Consider the following 17,084-nt stretch of genomic DNA (forward strand, 5'->3'; position numbering starts at 1 on the left):
TTAAACGATGATCACTATAAAGAGTTAGGTGAAGACTTTTTACAGAAGCGAAACCAAGAACGAATGGAAAGATATTTTATCGCTAAGGTGCGTCAATTAGGATACGAAGTTCAGAAGAATACTGCATCATAACTACTGGAAACATTTACAACGATTATCCCGGGCATCCCTATACCCATTTTTATCTGGAAATTGATACCAAGCACTTGACATTTTTAGATCAGTATGACCCGGGAGGGAATTATTTTCATATCAAAGATTTACACGTCTACTTGTCGAATTCGGCCCCAGATGTGATTAATGTCCGCTCCGAGACTAAAGAACGGAGCCCTCAAAAACATCCGGGTATTTCGATGATGGAGTCAGTTTGAGGGCTAATTCCCGTTCTCTAGCCCCGTAGCTTCGCACGAACTCGAAGGCCGTCCTTAGTAAAATTCTTTGATATGAAAATACCTTTTCATATCAATTTGTGACCATGCGGGTCATGTATGTTTAGTTCCATCCATATAGGAATAAATTTTATAAATGAGACGCTTTATCCTTTCTGATCTGAGCGATTTTGAATTCCTTCACAGTGAAGACTTTCTGGTGAGGATAACGCGGAGGGCAGTCCCACTACATTGAGTTACCCAGATGTTCCCGACGCACCGAGCCAGAAAGTCTGAACGGAAATGAACTGCTTCTTTGCGGAATTCAAGTGGAGCAAAGATTAGAAAGGATAAAGGGTTGCGCCACTTTATAATGTTCAGGTTATTAAAGTGGAATGTTTCCATGTTTCTTGGGTGGTCTGGTTTCCCTTTTGTTGCGAAGCATATCCAGGGCATCCTTTAATTTTTTTCTCGTTTCCCTTGGATCGATTACGTCATCCACCATTCCGTGGGAAGCGGCCACGTAAGGATTTGCAAATCTTTCCCGGTACTCTGCAATTTTTTCAGCTCGAGTTTGGGCAGGATTTTCACTCTCATTGATCTCTTTTGCAAATATGATATTGGCTGCCCCTTCCGGTCCCATTACGGCAATTTCGGCATTGGGCCAGGCATAAACCACGTCAGCCCCAATTGCTTTGCTGTTGAGGGCAACGTAAGCACCGCCATACGCCTTTCTTAAGATAACCGTGATCTTGGGAACCGTCGCTTCAGAATAGGCATAAAGAATCTTTGCCCCATGCCGGATAATTCCGCCATGTTCCTGCTTGATTCCCGGAAAGAACCCAGTAACATCCTCAAATGTAATGAGAGGGATATTAAAGGAATCACAAAACCTTATAAATCGGGCTAATTTGTCTGACGAATCAATATCCAAACCGCCGCACATCACCTTGGGTTGGTTGGCAATGATTCCAACCGGATAGCCATCGATTCGCCCGAAGCCTACCACGATATTCTTGGCGAACTGGGCATGGACTTCCATAAAGTCGCCATGGTCCAGAATCAGATGAATCACCTTTCTGACGTCATATACCTTCGTTCCTTCAACAGGAACGACATCAATCAGATCATCGATCCAATCTTCCCCTTTAGTTTTCTGGTAATATAATTTAGGGGGATTCTCCATATTGTTTGCCGGCAAAAAACTTAAAAGACGGCGCACCTGTTCCAGCGCTTCCTGTTCGGTAGGGGCAGAAAAATGGGCATTGCCGCTAATGGTGGAATGAACCCTTGCCCCCCCCAGGTCTTCAGAAGAGATTTTTTCTCCCGTAACCGTTTCGATAACCTTTGGACCTGTAATAAACATTTGGCTGGTCTTCTCCACCATGAATACAAAATCAGTGATGGCCGGGGAGTAAACAGCTCCGCCGGCACAAGGTCCCATAATCACAGACAACTGCGGGACCACGCCGGAATAGATGGAATTTCGGTAAAAGATATGGCCGTAACCATCTAGAGAAACAACTCCCTCCTGAATTCTCGCCCCACCAGAATCATTTAACCCGATGATCGGCGCGCCATTTTGGGCAGCCAAATCCATGATCTTGGCTATTTTCTTTGCATGCATTTCGCCCAGCGCACCTCCGAAAACGGTAAAATCCTGGGCGAATACATATACCAGCCTTCCGTCAATACGTCCATATCCGGTGACTACCCCCTCACCAGGGGCTTCCACTTGGTCCATACCAAAATTGGTCTCCCGATGTTCCATGAACGCATTAAATTCCACGAAAGTTCCTTCGTCCAACAAAAGATCTATTCTTTCCCTTGCGGTAAGTTTTCCACGGTTATGTTGGGCGTCTATGCGTTTATCTCCTCCACCCAACTCAATTTTTCGCCGCCTGTCATAAAGTTCATTAATTTTATCGAACATATCCATATCTATTCTTTCCCCTCCCCATGACCTGTTTGACATAATTCTAGTAAAACTCCTCCCGTTGACTTGGGATGGAGAAAGGCGATTTGATTTCCATGGGCACCTTGTTTCGGTTTCTCATGAATGAGTTTTACCCCTTGTTTTTTTAGAAAATCCAACCGTTCCTCAATATCATTTACTTTTAAGGCCAAATGATGAATTCCTTCCCCTTTTTTCTCGATAAACTTAGCGATAGCACTTTCAGAAGACAGGGGTTCCAGCAATTCTATTTTACTTTCGCCCATTTCCAAAAAGGCAACCTTTACCCCTTCACTTTCTACCGTTTCAATCCCCAGAAGTTTAAATCCTAACGTATAACAGTAAACAGAAATAGCTTCATCAAGATTTTTTACAGCAATTCCAACGTGTTCTAGCTTTTCAGGAGGAGCCACATTTATCCCCTTTTTTTTTTGAACTTCAATCCGAATAAAATCTGCCGTCTCCTTTGTCGGTGTTCCCGGTGTAAATATTTTGGCAATTCCCCTTTCCAAAAGAAATGGGATATCATCATCAGGAATGACCCCTCCGCCAATAACCAAAATGTCGCCTGCATCTTTTTCCCTTAGTAGTCGAACCACTTCAGGAAACAATTCATTATGTGCCCCGGAAAGACAAGATAATCCAATGACATCCACATCTTCCTGTATTGCACTATTTACGATTTGTTCAGGAGTTTGCCGAAGACCGGTATATATGACTTCCATTCCTTCATCTCTTAATGCTTGAGCAATCACCAGAGCACCCCGGTCATGCCCATCCAATCCAGGTTTTGCAATTAAAACCCTAATTCTTTTTTCCATTTCCCTCCACCTCCAAGTTACTTCTTTCCATTATTACAATACTCGACGAAATGGCGATACATACTGACTGTGCGCTCACTCGTCATAATCACCAAGGACACTTGATCTTTGACTTCTAAACAACATATCATGTAAATGACATGTTGTTTTTATACCGATTGGTATTCTCCAAATTCTTCACGGAGCACTCCGCAGATTTCACCAATCGTTCCATAAGCCTTAACGCAATCGATTATATAAGGCATAAGGTTAGAAGTTCCCCTGGCGGCTACTCGCAAAGCAGACAAGGTTTCATTTACTTTTGTTTGATCTCTTTCTTGTTTTAACTGATTTAGCTTCTCCTTTTGTTTCTCTCCAAGGGTTGGATCTACCTTTAACAGCTCAGGTTGCTTTTCCCCTTCAATACGGAATTTGTTCACTCCGACAACCACTTCTTCCCCTGACTCGATAGCCTGTTGGGTTTCATAAGCTGCCTTATGAATCTCTCGTTGCATATATCCTTGCTCAACAGCGGAAACTGCACCGCCCATCTCATCTATTTTTTTGATATACTTTAAGGCTTCTTCTTCAATCCGGTTAGTTAATTCCTCTATAAAGTAGGAACCTCCAACCGGATCAACCGTATCCGTTACTCCGCTCTCATAAGCGATAATTTGTTGGGTCCTTAAGGCAATTCTGGCAGAGTCCTCTGTCGGCAATGCAAGGGCTTCGTCTCTGGAGTTGGTGTGCAAGCTTTGTGTGCCTCCAAGAACTGCTGCAAGGGCTTGAATCGTGACCCTGATGATATTGTTGTCAGGCTGCTGAGCCGTTAGGGTTGAGCCTCCGGTCTGAGTATGAAAACGAAGCTGCAGTGATTTGGGGTTTTTGGCATGAAATCGATTTTTCATGATATTGGCCCAAATTCTTCTTGCTGCACGAAATTTGGCAATTTCTTCAAAAAAGTTGTTATGGGCGTTAAAGAAAAAGGCAAGTCGGGGAGCAAACTCATCGATATCCATTCCTGCTTCCAAGGCCGCTTCAACATAAGCAATCCCGTCTGCCAGGGTAAAAGCTACTTCTTGAACGGCAGTAGAACCGGCTTCACGGATATGATAACCGCTGATACTAATCGTGTTCCATTTCGGAACCTCTTTTGCACAATAAGCAAATATGTCTGTAATTAATCTCATCGATGGTTTGGGCGGAAAAATATAGGTGCCTCTGGCTATATATTCTTTCAAGATATCATTTTGAATGGTTCCTGAAATCTCCTTGGAACTTACCCCCTGTTTTTCTGCTACAGCAATATACATGGCTAACAAAACAGAGGCAGGTGCATTGATGGTCATTGAGGTGCTTACTTTTTCAAGGGGAATCCCATCCAACAACTGTTCCATATCTTTTAATGAATCTATCGCTACTCCTACTTTTCCCACTTCACCCCTTGCCAAAGGATGATCAGAATCATATCCAATCTGGGTGGGGAGATCAAAGGCTACGCTTAATCCTGTTTGACCCTGTTCCAGTAAATAACGGAATCTTTTATTGGTTTCTTCTGCCGAACCAAATCCGGCATATTGTCTCATGGTCCAATAACGAGCCCGATACATCGTCGGCTGAATCCCCCGGGTATAAGGGTATTCACCAGGAAATCCTAATTTTTCCATATACTCGTCACTTATCGGATCTTCTAAATAGAGACGATTCACCTTAATCCCTGAAGAGGTTAAAAATTCTTCTTTTCTCTCTGGTATTTTCTTGAGTATTTTTTCAGTTGATTTCAGCCAATCTTGATATTTTTGTCTCTTTTCCTCGGTCATAGTTTCCCTCCTTAATATCTCTCTTCTCCATTACCAAAAAATTTTTTATCACTTTTCTCTATGAAGTAAACCTTACTATTTTATTCTTTCTTTTCTGACAAAATCCTTCTTTTCAAAAAAATATGTGAACCATACAAGGTGCAAGACCTAAAAAAATAAGTTATAATTTAAAAGGTGAGATTTGAACAAGGAAGGTGGAAAAATGGTTCCTCGCAAACTGATTAAAGCAGTGGTTTATCTTGTCGTTGCAACATTAGTGATTTCGACGGTAATCATGGGTATTGGCTTTCTATATTAATCAGCAGTAATAAAAAATATTAAGGCAGGGTTTCCCAGAGAAATCCTGCCTTTTTCTTGACCATCTTGAAACTATTTTAATAGAGCTTGGTATCAGGACCCATTGCCTCCACCTTTTGCTTTACGGACTGGAGAAATTTCCCACAAACCAACCCATCCAGTACTCGATGGTCCAACGAAAGACAAATATTCACCATGTCTCTGACCGCAATCATATCCTGATATACTACCGGTCTTTTTACAATGGCTTCCAAGCTAAGGATGGCAGCTTGGGGAATATTGATGATTGGCGCAGATAATACGGAACCAAATGATCCGGTGTTGTTCACGGTAAAGGTTCCACCTTGGATATCCTCCGTTGTTAATTTCCCTTCCCTTGTTTTTCTTACCAAGTCATCAATGGATTTGGCAAGTCCTAATATGCTTTTTTGATCCGCATGATGAATAACCGGTACGAATAGGGCATCCTCTGTGGCAACAGCAATAGATATATGAATATCCTTTTTAATTAGGATTTGGTCCCCGTTCCAAACGGAATTCAAAATGGGATATTCCTTTAATGCTTCAACTACCGCTTTTATGAAGAAGGGTAAAAAAGTGAGTTTCACGCCTTCCTTCTTCTTAAATTCATCCTTCTTCTGCTCTCGGAATTTAACCAGGTTGGTGACATCAGCTTCTACCATAGTCCATGCGTGTGGTGCTTCATGCTTGCTCTGCACCATTCGGTTGGCAATCACTTTCCGTATGCCTGAAACAGGAATCACTTCTTCCCGTTCCTCCGTTTGTTTATCCATTTTGGGAAACGGCTTTTCTACAGCTTTATCTTCCACAGGGATACCAGTGGCTGAAGGTTCTTCTGTTACCTTCTTCACAGGAACACCTTTTTCAATAGATGCCAGAACATCTTTCCTCGTGATCCTCCCTGCTCTTCCTGTTCCGCTAATTTGGGTAAGGTCCAGGTTATGTTCTTGGGCCAGCTTCAAAACAGCAGGAGAGTAACGAAGCTTTTCTTTCTCCCTTATTTCATTATCCTTCTTGATATTGGTGTTTGATTTTATAGCTGATTGGGTATCAGGTACCGGTTCATATTTCTGTTCACCTTCAGCTTCAATATAGCAAATTATCTCGCCAACAGATACCGTTTCTCCCTCCTGGATTACAATGTCACCAACGGTACCAGATATAGTGGATGGAACCTCGGCATTTACTTTATCGGTCATCACTTCGCAAAGAGGGTCATATTTTTTTACCAGATCCCCTTTTTTAACCAGCCATTTGCTTATTGTTCCTTCTGTTACGCTCTCCCCCAGTTGGGGCATTAAGATTTTATTAGCCATGATTTTACTCCTTTCATGATCCCTTCTTAAAACTCAGCCAGTTCTCTCATGGCGTTTGCCACTTTTTCAGGATTTAACATAAAGAACTTCTCCATTGGCGGACTATAAGGCATGGCTGGTACATCAGGTCCACATAATCTCTTTATTGGAGCATCTAAGTCAAAGAGAGCCTCCTCTGCAATGATCGCAGAAACTTCTGCTCCCACGCCTCCCTCTTTATTATCTTCGTGAATGATTAATACTTTCCCCGTTTTTGCTGCAGCTTCAACAATCGCTGCCTTATCCAGGGGATATAGGGTCCTTAAATCCAATACATGGGCACTGATCCCCTCCTTGGCTAATGTTTCAGCTGCCTGAAGAGCAAAATGAAGGGTTAATCCATAGGAAATAACGGTAATATCGGTTCCTTCACGCTTCACCTCCGCTTTTCCAATGGGAAGCGTATAGTCTTCCTCTGGAACCTCGCCTTTTATTAATCGATAACATCTTTTATGTTCGAAAAATAATACTGGATCTTCGTCTCTTATGGCAGCTTTCAGAAGTCCTTTCACATCATAAGGGGTTGAGGGTGCCACTACCTTAAGGCCCGGAACATTACAAAAGATGGCTTCCACACTTTGGGAGTGATACAGGGCTCCATGGACTCCACCACCATAGGGTGCACGAATAACCATTGGACAATTCCAGTCGTTGTTAGAACGGTACCTCATCTTGGCTGCTTCGCTGATAATTTGGTTGACTGCTGGCATGATAAAATCGGCAAACTGAATTTCAACCACAGGTCTTAATCCATAAGCCGCCGCTCCAATTCCAACTCCCACGATAGCTGATTCTGTTAATGGAGTGTCCAGCACCCGATCCTCACCAAATTCCTCGATTAAACCTGCTGTAGCCCGAAAGACCCCCCCTCGAACACCCACATCCTCTCCTAAGATAAATACCCGATCATCCTTTCTCATTTCTTCCCTTAATGCCAAAGTTACCGAGTCAATATATGAAATAACCGCCATCACGATCTCCTCCTATTTAAGCATATACGTGTTTTAAAGTCTCTTCAGGCCTTGGATAAGGAGCCATTTCTGCATAGTCCGTTGCCTCATCTACTTCACGGTCCACTCTGTCGGAAATTTCTTTTTCTTTATCTTCAGACATGATCCCAGCTTCCATTAAATAGGTTTTAAACTTAAGTATAGGATCATTTTTTCTGGCCTCTTCTACTTCTTCCCTTTCTCGATAAGCCCGGTCATCATCGTCACTTGAATGGGGGGTCAACCGATAGGTAACTGCCTCAATTAAGGAAGGGCCCTGATTATTTTTCCCCCGCTCAGCCGCTTCTTTTACCACACGATATACTTCAAGGGGATCGTTTCCATCAACACTCACTCCAGGCATACCATAGCCTTGTGCCCTGTCGGCTACACTGTCACATGCCAACTGCTTTTTCATGGGTACTGATATGGCGTACTTATTGTTTTCACACATAAAAATAACCGGCAATTTATGAACTCCAGCAAAATTTGCCGCTTCATGAAAATCACCCTGATTGCTAGAGCCTTCGCCAAATGTTGTAAAAGTACAAAAATTTTTTCCCTGCATTTTTCCGGCTAAAGCTACCCCAACGGCATGGGGGACCTGGGTTGTTACAGGACTTGAACCAGTTAATATTCTCAATCTCTTTGACCCGAAATGTCCTGGCATCTGCCGTCCCCCGCTGTTGGGATCCTCTGCTTTGGCAAAAGCGGAAAGCATAAGATCCTTTGCTGTCATCCCGAAAACCAATACAACACCCATATCCCGGTAATAGGGCATAATGTAATCCTTTTCCCGGTCCAAAGCAAAGGCAGCTCCCACTTGTGCAGCTTCTTGACCTTGGCAAGAAATCACAAAAGGAATTTTCCCGGCTCGGTTTAATAACCACATCCGCTCATCGATCTTTCTTGCTAAAAGCATGAAATAATACATATCCACCACATCTTGATCAGATAAACCCAATAATACGTGCTTTTGGTTTGTCACCTGAAAGACCTCCTTTAAAAAATTCCGTTTCCTTTATCTCTCCCAAGGTACTACTGTCTATTCTCTTTCTTTATTTGATTGGAACTAAGATTCACACGTCCTAGCCCGAGTTCGGCAAGTTTTAGCCGTGGATCGCTTTGCCTTCAACTGCAAGTGCTGCTTCACCCACAGCTTCTGACAGGGTAGGATGGGGATGGATGGTATTGGCCACCTCCCAGGGGGTGGCATCCAAAACCCTTGCCAAAGTTCCCTCTGATATCAAATCTGTGACATGGGGTCCTATCATATGAATTCCTAATAAATCATTTGTTTTTGCATCCACAACCATTTTGATAAACCCATCAGGTTGACCAAAGACTAAAGCTTTTCCGTTAGCACGGAAATTAAATTTTCCAGTTTTTACTTGATATCCCTTCTCTTTCGCTTCAGCCTCAGTCAGTCCGACACTGGCCACCTCTGGTCTGCAGTAGGTTGCTTTGGGAACCATGGTATAATTTAGAGGATGGGGGTTTTGTCCAGCCATATGTTCTACGGCGATGATTCCTTCATGTGAAGCAACGTGGGCCAATTGAAGGCCTCCGATCACATCTCCAATCGCATAAATGTGAGATTCCGCCGTTTGATAGTATTCATTCACTTTTATAATCCCTTTTTCAACCACAATTTCTGTACTTTCCAGTCCAATGTTATCAACAACCGCCTCCCGGCCTACAGAAACGAGAATTTTTTCTGCAGTAAATTGGACCCTTTCTCCATTCTTTTCAGCCTCTATCAAAATCCCACCAGTTCCCTTTTTCAAGGTATCGGGAAGAATTCTCGCACTGGTATGAACGGAAATTTTCCGTTTCTTGAAGATCCGAGCAAGTTCTCTACTGATTTCCTCATCTTCAAAAGGGAGGATCCGATCTGCATATTCAACAACAGTTACCTCAACACCAAAATCGTTTAGTAAAGAGGCCCATTCCACACCGATCACACCGCCGCCCACAATTACAATAGATTTCGGCAGTTTTTCAAATTGAAGGGCTTCATCACTTGTTAGCACATACTCACCGTCTATCGTCAATCCAGGCAAGGTTTTTGGACGGGAACCGGTGGCAATGATCACTTGTTTCGGATTCAAGATTTCCTGTTCTCCATCCTTTGTTTCCACCCGTACAGCACCGGCCCTGGGCGAAAAAATAGACGGTCCCATCAATCGGCCAATTCCTTCATACACCTTTATTTTCCCCTGTTTCATCAGGTGTTGGACACCTTTATAGAGTTGGTCTACGATTTTGTTTTTTCTTTGCTGTACTTTTAGAAAGTCATATCCAAGGCCTTGAGTAGTAATTCCATAAGCTTCGCTATCTTTTAATGTATGATAAACTTCTGCACTCCTAAGTAATGCTTTACTAGGGATACAACCCTTATGCAAACATGTTCCTCCCAATTTATCTTTTTCTACCACAGCAACCTGTAATCCAAGCTGTGCAGCCTTTACGGCAGCCACATATCCCCCAGGACCCCCTCCGATAATCACTAAATCCAATTCTTCTACCATCTTTCTGTCTCCCTTCTCTATAAACAATTTCACCAGCTATTATATCGAATAATTTTCCCACCTTGGATAAGATTAAACATAATTACAAACGGTACCTTCAAAAACATCTGGGTATTTCAGTGATGGAGTCAGTTTGAGGGCTAATTCCCTCCTTTTCAAGTTAAATCAAAAGTAAATTGGGTTATAGAGGAAAAGGTCGACACATACTGCCGACCAACCCCATCACATGATTATTTTAGAAGCCTCCTAAACAGCAGGAATATGCTTCGACTGCTCTTTATATAGAAGCATCCCTTTTTCCAGTGCCAATTGATTAACAGAAAGCAGATGGTGGTGCCTTTTGGGAAGAACTTTTTTTAGAGCTTCCATCAACGTCTCGATGGTAAATACTTGCGTCATTTCGATGAAGGCCCCCAATAAAACCATATTGGCAACCCTTCCATTTCCTAACTCATTGGCAATTTCATTGGCATTTATTTCAATAACCTGAATATCTGTCCTGTTAGATTTACGATTAACCAATGAGGTATTTATAATAAGGGTCCCCCCCGGTGTTACTGTGGGTTCAAATTTATCAAAGGATGGATTATTAAGAACAATCGCTGTGGTTGGATTTGTTACTACCGGTGCCCCCACCTGATCATCGGTAATAATCACAGAACAGTTGGCGGTTCCTCCCCTTTGCTCCGGCCCATATGAAGGTAGCCAAGAAACATTGTAACCTTCCATCATCCCCGCATAGGTGACCAGTTGTCCCATGGACATCACCCCTTGGCCTCCAAAACCGGCAAAAATTAATTCATGTAGCACCTATTCCACCCCCTGCATTTGCTTAAAGACTCCCAGAGGGTAAACCGGCACCATATTTTCCTTTACCCACTCTAATGACTCAACAGGATCATACCCCCAGTTTGTGGGACAGGTTGAAAGAACTTCAACCATGGAAAAACCCAATTCCCTCTTCTGGGTTTCAAAGGCCCTTTGAATCGCTTTTTTAGTGGACCGCAAATGTTTAATATCATGGGTGGAAACCCGTTCAATGTAGGCAACACTATCCAAAGTTGCCAGCATTTCTGACATTCGAATGGGTGATCCCTGCTTGTTGGCCATACGCCCGTCAGGGGTGGTTGTTGTTTTTTGGCCAACCAGGGTTGTCGGAGCCATTTGCCCTCCGGTCATACCATAAATCGCATTATTTATAAATATGACTGTAATATTTTCTCCCCTGGCGGCAGCATGGATAATTTCACCCATACCAATGGATGCCAGGTCACCGTCCCCCTGATAGGTAAAAACCATCCGGTCAGGCAGTACTCTTTTTATACCGGTTGCAACGGCAGGAGCCCGTCCATGGGGTGCCTGAGTCATGTCACAGTTAAAATACTCGTAGGAAAGAACTGAGCAACCTACTGAAGCCACTCCTATAGTCTCTTCCAACACGTCCATTTCTTCCAGTACCTCTGCAACCATACGATGGATAATTCCATGGGTACATCCCGGGCAATAGTGAGTGATTTTGTCTGTTAAGCCTTCTGTCTTTTTAAATACCTGCTGCATTTCTAAGCTCATACAAGAACACCTCCCAGGATTTCTTCTATGGTTTTCATGATGGCTTCTTGCGTTGGAACCATTCCACCGGCTCTACCATGAAAATATACCGGTTTTTTTCCGTTAACAGCCAACCGGACATCTTCGACCATTTGACCCGTGCTCATTTCCACGCTAAGATAAGCCTTTGCATGTTGAAGGGTATCTTCAAAGGGTTTAGTCGGAAATGGCCAGAGGCTTATTGGCCGGATAAGACCAATTTTAAGTCCATTGGCCCTTCCTTTATTCACCACATTTCTAACAATTCTTGCCATAGTCCCGTATGCGACACAAATGACTTCTGCATCATCCGTGAGAAAGGTCTCATAACGGACTTCATTTTCAGCAATCTTTTTAAATTTCGCATCCAAACGTTCATTGTGCTTCTCCAGTTCTGCAGGATCCAAAAACAGAGATGTGATGGTTCGAGGTGCTCCATCCCCCCGTGTTCCTGTTGTGGCCCAATCCTTTGGAGGCAAGTCTCTCTTTGGACGATCGATAAATTCAACGGGCTCCATCATTTGACCTAGCATTCCATCTCCCAAAATCATCACAGGGGTGCGATACTGATCGGCAATATCAAATGCTTCTCCCATCAAATTAACCATCTCCTGAAGGGTGGCAGGTGCCAAAACAGGTAGACGATAATCTCCATGCCCCCCACCTTTTACCGCTTGAAAATAGTCTGATTGGGCAGGCTGGATGCTTCCGAGACCCGGGCCTCCGCGAACCATATTGCAAATTACGGCAGGCAATTCAGAACCCGCCATATAGGAAATTCCTTCCTGCATCAAACTGATTCCTGGACTGGAAGATGAAGTCATTACCCTTACTCCTGCACTGGCGGCACCATATACCATATTGATGGCAGCCACTTCACTTTCTGCCTGAACAAAGGCTCCCCCCACTTCCGGCAAACGGCGAGCCATATAAGCGACCAATTCATTTTGCGGAGTGATTGGATATCCAAAAAAATATTTGCAACCGGCATGAATGGCTGCTTCCCCAAGCACTTCATTCCCCTTCATTAACATTTTCCCCATAGTCTCAAACCTCCCCTTATTTGTCCAACCTAAGCTGTCACTCTATTTTTTACCGGACGGAAGACACTAATGACGCTATCAGGGCACACCATGGCACAAAATGTACAGGAAATACATTTTTCTTGTTCTATGACCTGTGCTGGATGGTAACCCTTTCCGTTGATTTGAGCTGACAAAGAAATGATACCCTTTGGACAAACAGAAACACAGAGGCCGCAACCTTTACATAGTTCTTCATTAAATATTACTCTTGGTTCAACCATCATGTTTCACCCCTCCCTTATATTTTGGTTATTCCCAAGGCAGCTTCATATAACGATTCAGTAAAAACCAGACATGATCCGGATACTTCGCCTCAATTTTATCTATAAAATATGAAGTAGCACAATTAAAGCACAAAGGAATCGCAAGCTGTTTAGCTGCTCTTTCAGTAATTTCCAGTCCCTTCTCAATATCCTGAAGAGAGGTTTCCGTTCCCAGATTCGTATTGTTCACAAGGCCAGTAATTTTTAGCCTTAGGTTATTTTCTATTGCGGCAATCGTAAGACCAATCCCTTCCACAGTATTAACATAAGGGCGGGTCGTATTGACGATGAACAATACTTCCGGTTTGCTGGGCTTTAATAGTTGTGCATACTGACCAGCAGCAAGCGCTCCGTCCTTGTCACCACCCACATCAATGATTAATCGGTAGTTTTCGTTAGATATATAATGATAAATTTCACCGGATACGACAGGAAGGTCAGCGGTGGCAATTTCTCCCTTTGGAGCAATAACCTCAATCCCTTCCTGTTGAAATGCCTGATTCACTTCCCGGGAGCGGAAATAAGGATTGATCACATCTAAATCAGCAATAGCCACCTGGCTTCCGCCTTTTTTTTCAGCAAAAGCAAGATTGATGGATAATTCCGTTTTTCCGCTGCCATAGTGACCCGTGATAACAATGATACGAGACTTGAAATCTTCCAACCTATTTATCCTCATGCGGATACTCTTTCTCCTCTTCTTCCCCTCGCAAAACTCTAAGTCCCCCTTCGGCAAGGGCTTGAAGTTCGTTTTCCCCAGGGTAAATTTTGACCGGAGCAATCCAGGTTATACGCTTACTGATCATGTCGGTAAAAAGCTTGCCATAGGCCAAACCTCCGGTTAAGATGATGGCATCAACCTGACCTTCCAAAACTGCCGCATTGGCACCGATCTCTTTTGCCACTTGATAAGCCATGGCATCATAGACTAATTTCGCTTTTTCATTGCCCTGTTCAATCATCTTCTCTACTTCACGTGCATCATTTGTTCCGAGATATCCTACCAGTCCGCCCTTTCCAACCAGCAGTTTCATAATTTCACTGGCAAAATATTTCCCGGAAAAACTTAATTGAACCAGATCCCCAATTGGGATGGTTCCTGCCCTTTCAGGAGAAAAAGGGCCTTCCCCATGCAGGCCGTTATTCACGTCAATAACCCTGCCCTTTCGATGGGCTCCAACCGTAATGCCGCCTCCCAGATGAACCACAATGAAATTTACTTCCTCATAGGTTCTTCCCATGTCATTAGCCGCTCTTCTGGCAACTGCCTTTTGATTTAGGGCATGAAATATACTTTTTCTCTCGATTTCGGGAACTCCTGAGATACGTGCTACTGGATCCATTTCATCGACAACCACAGGATCGACGATATAAGCAGGAATATTTAATTGGGAAGCGATTTCAAAAGCAATGATTCCTCCAAGATTGGAAGCATGTTCACCATATTTTCCAGACCGCAAGTCTTCAAGCATCGGTTGATTGACCCGATAAGTGCCGCCTGGAATCGGTCTTAAAACTCCGCCCCGCCCAACTACGGCAGATAACTTTGTGATGTTCATTTCATTTTTGTTTAACGTTTCCAGTATGGTTTGCTTTCTGAACTGATACTGATCGATTATCCTGGAAAATCGATTGATCTCATCAGTGCTGTGTCTGATGGTCTCCTCAAAAACGGACTTTTCATTATCATAGATGCCTATTTTTGTGGATGTGGATCCGGGATTGATGACCAACAAACGATATTCTTTTTGCACAGGTTACACTCCATTCTATTCATTCCTATCCCTTTATGAGCAAACTCCATAGCTTATTTTACTGAAGAAGGTTCCGTTATCGGCTGAGAATACTCTTTCCATTCGTTAAGAATGTTGAACGATAAGAATTTCGAGCCTTCTCAATTCTTTCTTCAGCCATGCGGTCTGCTGCCTTGTAAGTGGGTATGTGATCCCTCTTACTGATTTCAAAGACCTTCGCCACATTGTCATAAATCGATTCTACTTTTTTCATGGCTCTCTCTCTGTTATATCCTTGCAATTCGTCTGCCACATTGATTACTCCTCCTGCATTAATCACATAATCCGGAGCATAAACAATTCCCATTTCATGCAAGGCATCCCCATGACGCTCTTCTTTTAACTGATTGTTGGCAGCACCAGCGATGACCTTAGCCTTTAATTGAGGAATGGTCTCATCATTGATAACGGCACCCAATGCACAGGGGGAAAAGATATCGCATTCTTGACCATATATTTCGTTAGGAGCAACCGCTTTGGCACCAAATTCTTCAACGGCCCTCTGCACAGCATCTTGGTTAATATCTGTTACAATTAATTTAGCACCTTCTTCATGGAGATGACGGCAAAGGTTATAAGCAACATTCCCAACTCCTTGAATAGCAATGGTTAGTCCTTTCAAATCGTCTGTTCCAAAAGCTTCCTTTGCTGCGGCTTTCATTCCACGATACACTCCATAAGCTGTAACCGGAGAAGGATTGCCTGAACTTCCAAAGGCCGGGGAAATTCCGGTTACATAATCTGTTTCCATATGAATCAGATCCATATCAGCCACCGTTGTTCCCACATCTTCAGCCGTGATATATCTTCCATTTAGACCTTGAATGTATCGGCCAAAGGCCCTAAACATTTCCTCATTTTTGTCCTTTCTTGGATCGCCAATGATAACGGTTTTGCCCCCTCCGAGGTTAAGACCAGCCGCTGCATTTTTGTACGTCATTCCTCTGGCCAAACGTAAAGCGTCAATAATGGCATCTTCCTCTGTATCGTAAGTCCACATTCTGGTTCCTCCCAAAGCCGGACCCAGAGTGGTATCATGAATGGCAATGATCGCTTTTAATCCCGAGGTTTTATCCTGACAAAACACTAGTTGCTCATAATCATATTTTTCCATGTATTCAAAGATTTTCATAGTTTTCCTCCTACATCACTCAAGTTTTTGCTCCAATTTTTTAAGATCCATTATCATTTGAGGACATATATTGCGCCGTTAAAACTGCTAAAGCAATGGAATAAAGCTTGGCTTCATGGCTGTCAGCCCTAGAAGTCAGCACGACAGGTGCTTTTGCCCCAACCACAAGGGCAGCTAATTTTGCTCTGGCAAAATAAACCAGGGATTTGTAAAGAACATTTCCTACTTCAATATTGGGAACCACTAGTATATCGGCTAATCCAGCCACCTGACTTTGAATTCCTTTATGTCTGGCAGCTTCAAGGGATATAGCATTATCAAGTGCCAAAGGACCATCAATTGTCGCTCCCTTAATCTGCCCCCGCTCAGCCATTTTGGAAAGCAGAGCAGCTTCCACCGTTGCAGGCATTTCAGGATTAACAACTTCGACAGCAGCAATGGGAGCAACTTTCGGCTGAGTGATTCCTATGGCATTTGCCACATCAACAGAATTGCGAATAATTTCTGCTTTTGTCTGTAGGTCTGGGGAAATATTCATGGCAGCATCTGTTACAAAGAACAGCCGATTAAAGCCATCCACCTCAAAAACTGCGACATGGCTGAGCACATTACCTGTTCTTAGACCGCCTTCCTTGTTTAAAATTGCCTTTAGTATGGTGGATGTTGGAACCAACCCTTTCATCACCACATCCGCTTCTCCATCCCGGACAGCAGCAACAGCCAATTTGCACGATTCTGCAAGATCTTTCGCATCTTTTATAACGGATTCTTTAAGTTCAAACTGATGGGAACAGACCATATCTTCGATGGCTTTCTTATCACCAAACAGAAGAAAATTGGCAATTCCCATACGCACCGCTTCCTCCACCGCTTTTAACACTTCAACATCCTCAGCAGCAGCTACTGCAATAGTAAGGGATGGTCTATCCCTTGCCGTACCCAATAATTGTGCCAGATTTTTCAAAACCATCACCTTTCTTTATCAGTTTCACTTCGAATTAGTGTTTGCTGAAGTGCTTTCACCTATGTACTTATGCAAGCATCATGCCAAAACGAACAGATTGAAAACGCTTTATTTCATTTGAACTT

At 43.2% G+C, this 17,084-nt stretch carries 16 protein-coding genes; 1 reads left to right on the top strand and 15 read right to left on the bottom strand.

Annotated elements, in window-relative coordinates; translation table 11 throughout:
• Nucleotides 1-753: 753 nt before the first annotated feature.
• From L1765_RS10610 to L1765_RS10620, 3 genes are all read right to left on the bottom strand, one after another.
• Complete coding sequence (locus L1765_RS10610; protein WP_236407196.1) at nt 754-2,301, bottom strand: acyl-CoA carboxylase subunit beta; 1,548 nt, start codon at nt 2,299-2,301, stop codon at nt 754-756.
• 8 nt (nt 2,302-2,309) lie between these two features.
• On the bottom strand, nt 2,310-3,143 hold the full coding sequence (gene mce, locus L1765_RS10615) for a methylmalonyl-CoA epimerase (RefSeq protein ID WP_236407101.1): 834 nt from the start codon (nt 3,141-3,143) through the stop codon (nt 2,310-2,312).
• Between the two features lie 149 nt (nt 3,144-3,292).
• Nucleotides 3,293-4,942 (bottom strand): acyl-CoA mutase large subunit family protein, encoded by a 1,650-nt coding sequence (locus L1765_RS10620; protein WP_236407103.1) that lies wholly within the window; start codon nt 4,940-4,942, stop codon nt 3,293-3,295.
• Between the two features lie 202 nt (nt 4,943-5,144).
• Between L1765_RS10620 and L1765_RS16265 the strand changes: the two genes are divergently transcribed.
• A complete protein-coding gene (locus tag L1765_RS16265; RefSeq protein WP_456238230.1) occupies nt 5,145-5,240 on the top strand; it encodes a stressosome-associated protein Prli42 in 96 nt (31 codons plus the stop codon).
• Nucleotides 5,241-5,316: 76 nt separating this feature from the next.
• On the opposite strand, the gene L1765_RS10625 is transcribed toward L1765_RS16265, so the two are convergent.
• From L1765_RS10625 to yqiS, 12 genes are all read right to left on the bottom strand, one after another.
• Complete coding sequence (locus L1765_RS10625; RefSeq protein WP_268928855.1) at nt 5,317-6,576, bottom strand: dihydrolipoamide acetyltransferase family protein; 1,260 nt, start codon at nt 6,574-6,576, stop codon at nt 5,317-5,319.
• A 26-nt stretch (nt 6,577-6,602) separates the two neighbouring features.
• Nucleotides 6,603-7,586: an alpha-ketoacid dehydrogenase subunit beta gene (locus tag L1765_RS10630; RefSeq protein WP_236407105.1), complete on the bottom strand. Its 984-nt coding sequence runs from the start codon at nt 7,584-7,586 to the stop codon at nt 6,603-6,605.
• Nucleotides 7,587-7,602: 16 nt separating this feature from the next.
• Nucleotides 7,603-8,538, bottom strand: coding sequence for a thiamine pyrophosphate-dependent dehydrogenase E1 component subunit alpha (locus L1765_RS10635; RefSeq protein WP_268928857.1), 936 nt, complete (start codon nt 8,536-8,538; stop codon nt 7,603-7,605).
• Nucleotides 8,539-8,713: 175 nt separating this feature from the next.
• A complete protein-coding gene (gene lpdA / locus L1765_RS10640; RefSeq protein WP_236407109.1) occupies nt 8,714-10,135 on the bottom strand; it encodes a dihydrolipoyl dehydrogenase in 1,422 nt (473 codons plus the stop codon).
• A 246-nt stretch (nt 10,136-10,381) separates the two neighbouring features.
• Nucleotides 10,382-10,945, bottom strand: coding sequence for a 2-oxoacid:acceptor oxidoreductase family protein (locus L1765_RS10645; protein ID WP_236407111.1), 564 nt, complete (start codon nt 10,943-10,945; stop codon nt 10,382-10,384).
• Complete coding sequence (locus L1765_RS10650; protein WP_236407113.1) at nt 10,946-11,704, bottom strand: thiamine pyrophosphate-dependent enzyme; 759 nt, start codon at nt 11,702-11,704, stop codon at nt 10,946-10,948. It lies immediately after the preceding gene.
• Nucleotides 11,701-12,765, bottom strand: coding sequence for a 3-methyl-2-oxobutanoate dehydrogenase subunit VorB (locus tag L1765_RS10655; RefSeq protein ID WP_236407115.1), 1,065 nt, complete (start codon nt 12,763-12,765; stop codon nt 11,701-11,703). The genes L1765_RS10650 and L1765_RS10655 overlap by 4 nt, the downstream gene beginning before the upstream one ends.
• 29 nt (nt 12,766-12,794) lie before the next feature.
• Nucleotides 12,795-13,031 (bottom strand): 4Fe-4S dicluster domain-containing protein, encoded by a 237-nt coding sequence (locus L1765_RS10660; protein WP_236407116.1) that lies wholly within the window; start codon nt 13,029-13,031, stop codon nt 12,795-12,797.
• A 25-nt stretch (nt 13,032-13,056) separates the two neighbouring features.
• The gene (locus tag L1765_RS10665; protein ID WP_236407118.1) at nt 13,057-13,734 is read right to left on the bottom strand and encodes a ParA family protein; all 678 of its coding nucleotides are present in this window, start codon (nt 13,732-13,734) and stop codon (nt 13,057-13,059) included.
• Between the two features lies 1 nt (nt 13,735).
• Nucleotides 13,736-14,824 (bottom strand): butyrate kinase, encoded by a 1,089-nt coding sequence (gene buk, locus L1765_RS10670; RefSeq protein ID WP_236407120.1) that lies wholly within the window; start codon nt 14,822-14,824, stop codon nt 13,736-13,738.
• 76 nt (nt 14,825-14,900) lie between these two features.
• A complete protein-coding gene (gene bcd / locus L1765_RS10675; RefSeq protein WP_236407122.1) occupies nt 14,901-15,995 on the bottom strand; it encodes a Leu/Phe/Val dehydrogenase in 1,095 nt (364 codons plus the stop codon).
• Between the two features lie 40 nt (nt 15,996-16,035).
• Nucleotides 16,036-16,965 carry a phosphate butyryltransferase gene (yqiS, locus tag L1765_RS10680; protein WP_236407125.1) on the bottom strand — a complete coding sequence of 310 codons (930 nt, stop codon included), beginning with the start codon at nt 16,963-16,965 and terminating at the stop codon, nt 16,036-16,038.
• Between the last annotated feature and the right edge of the window lie 119 nt (nt 16,966-17,084).

This window comes from Microaerobacter geothermalis, from assembly GCF_021608135.1.
In the GTDB taxonomy this organism is placed as follows: domain Bacteria; phylum Bacillota; class Bacilli; order DSM-22679; family DSM-22679; genus Microaerobacter; species Microaerobacter geothermalis.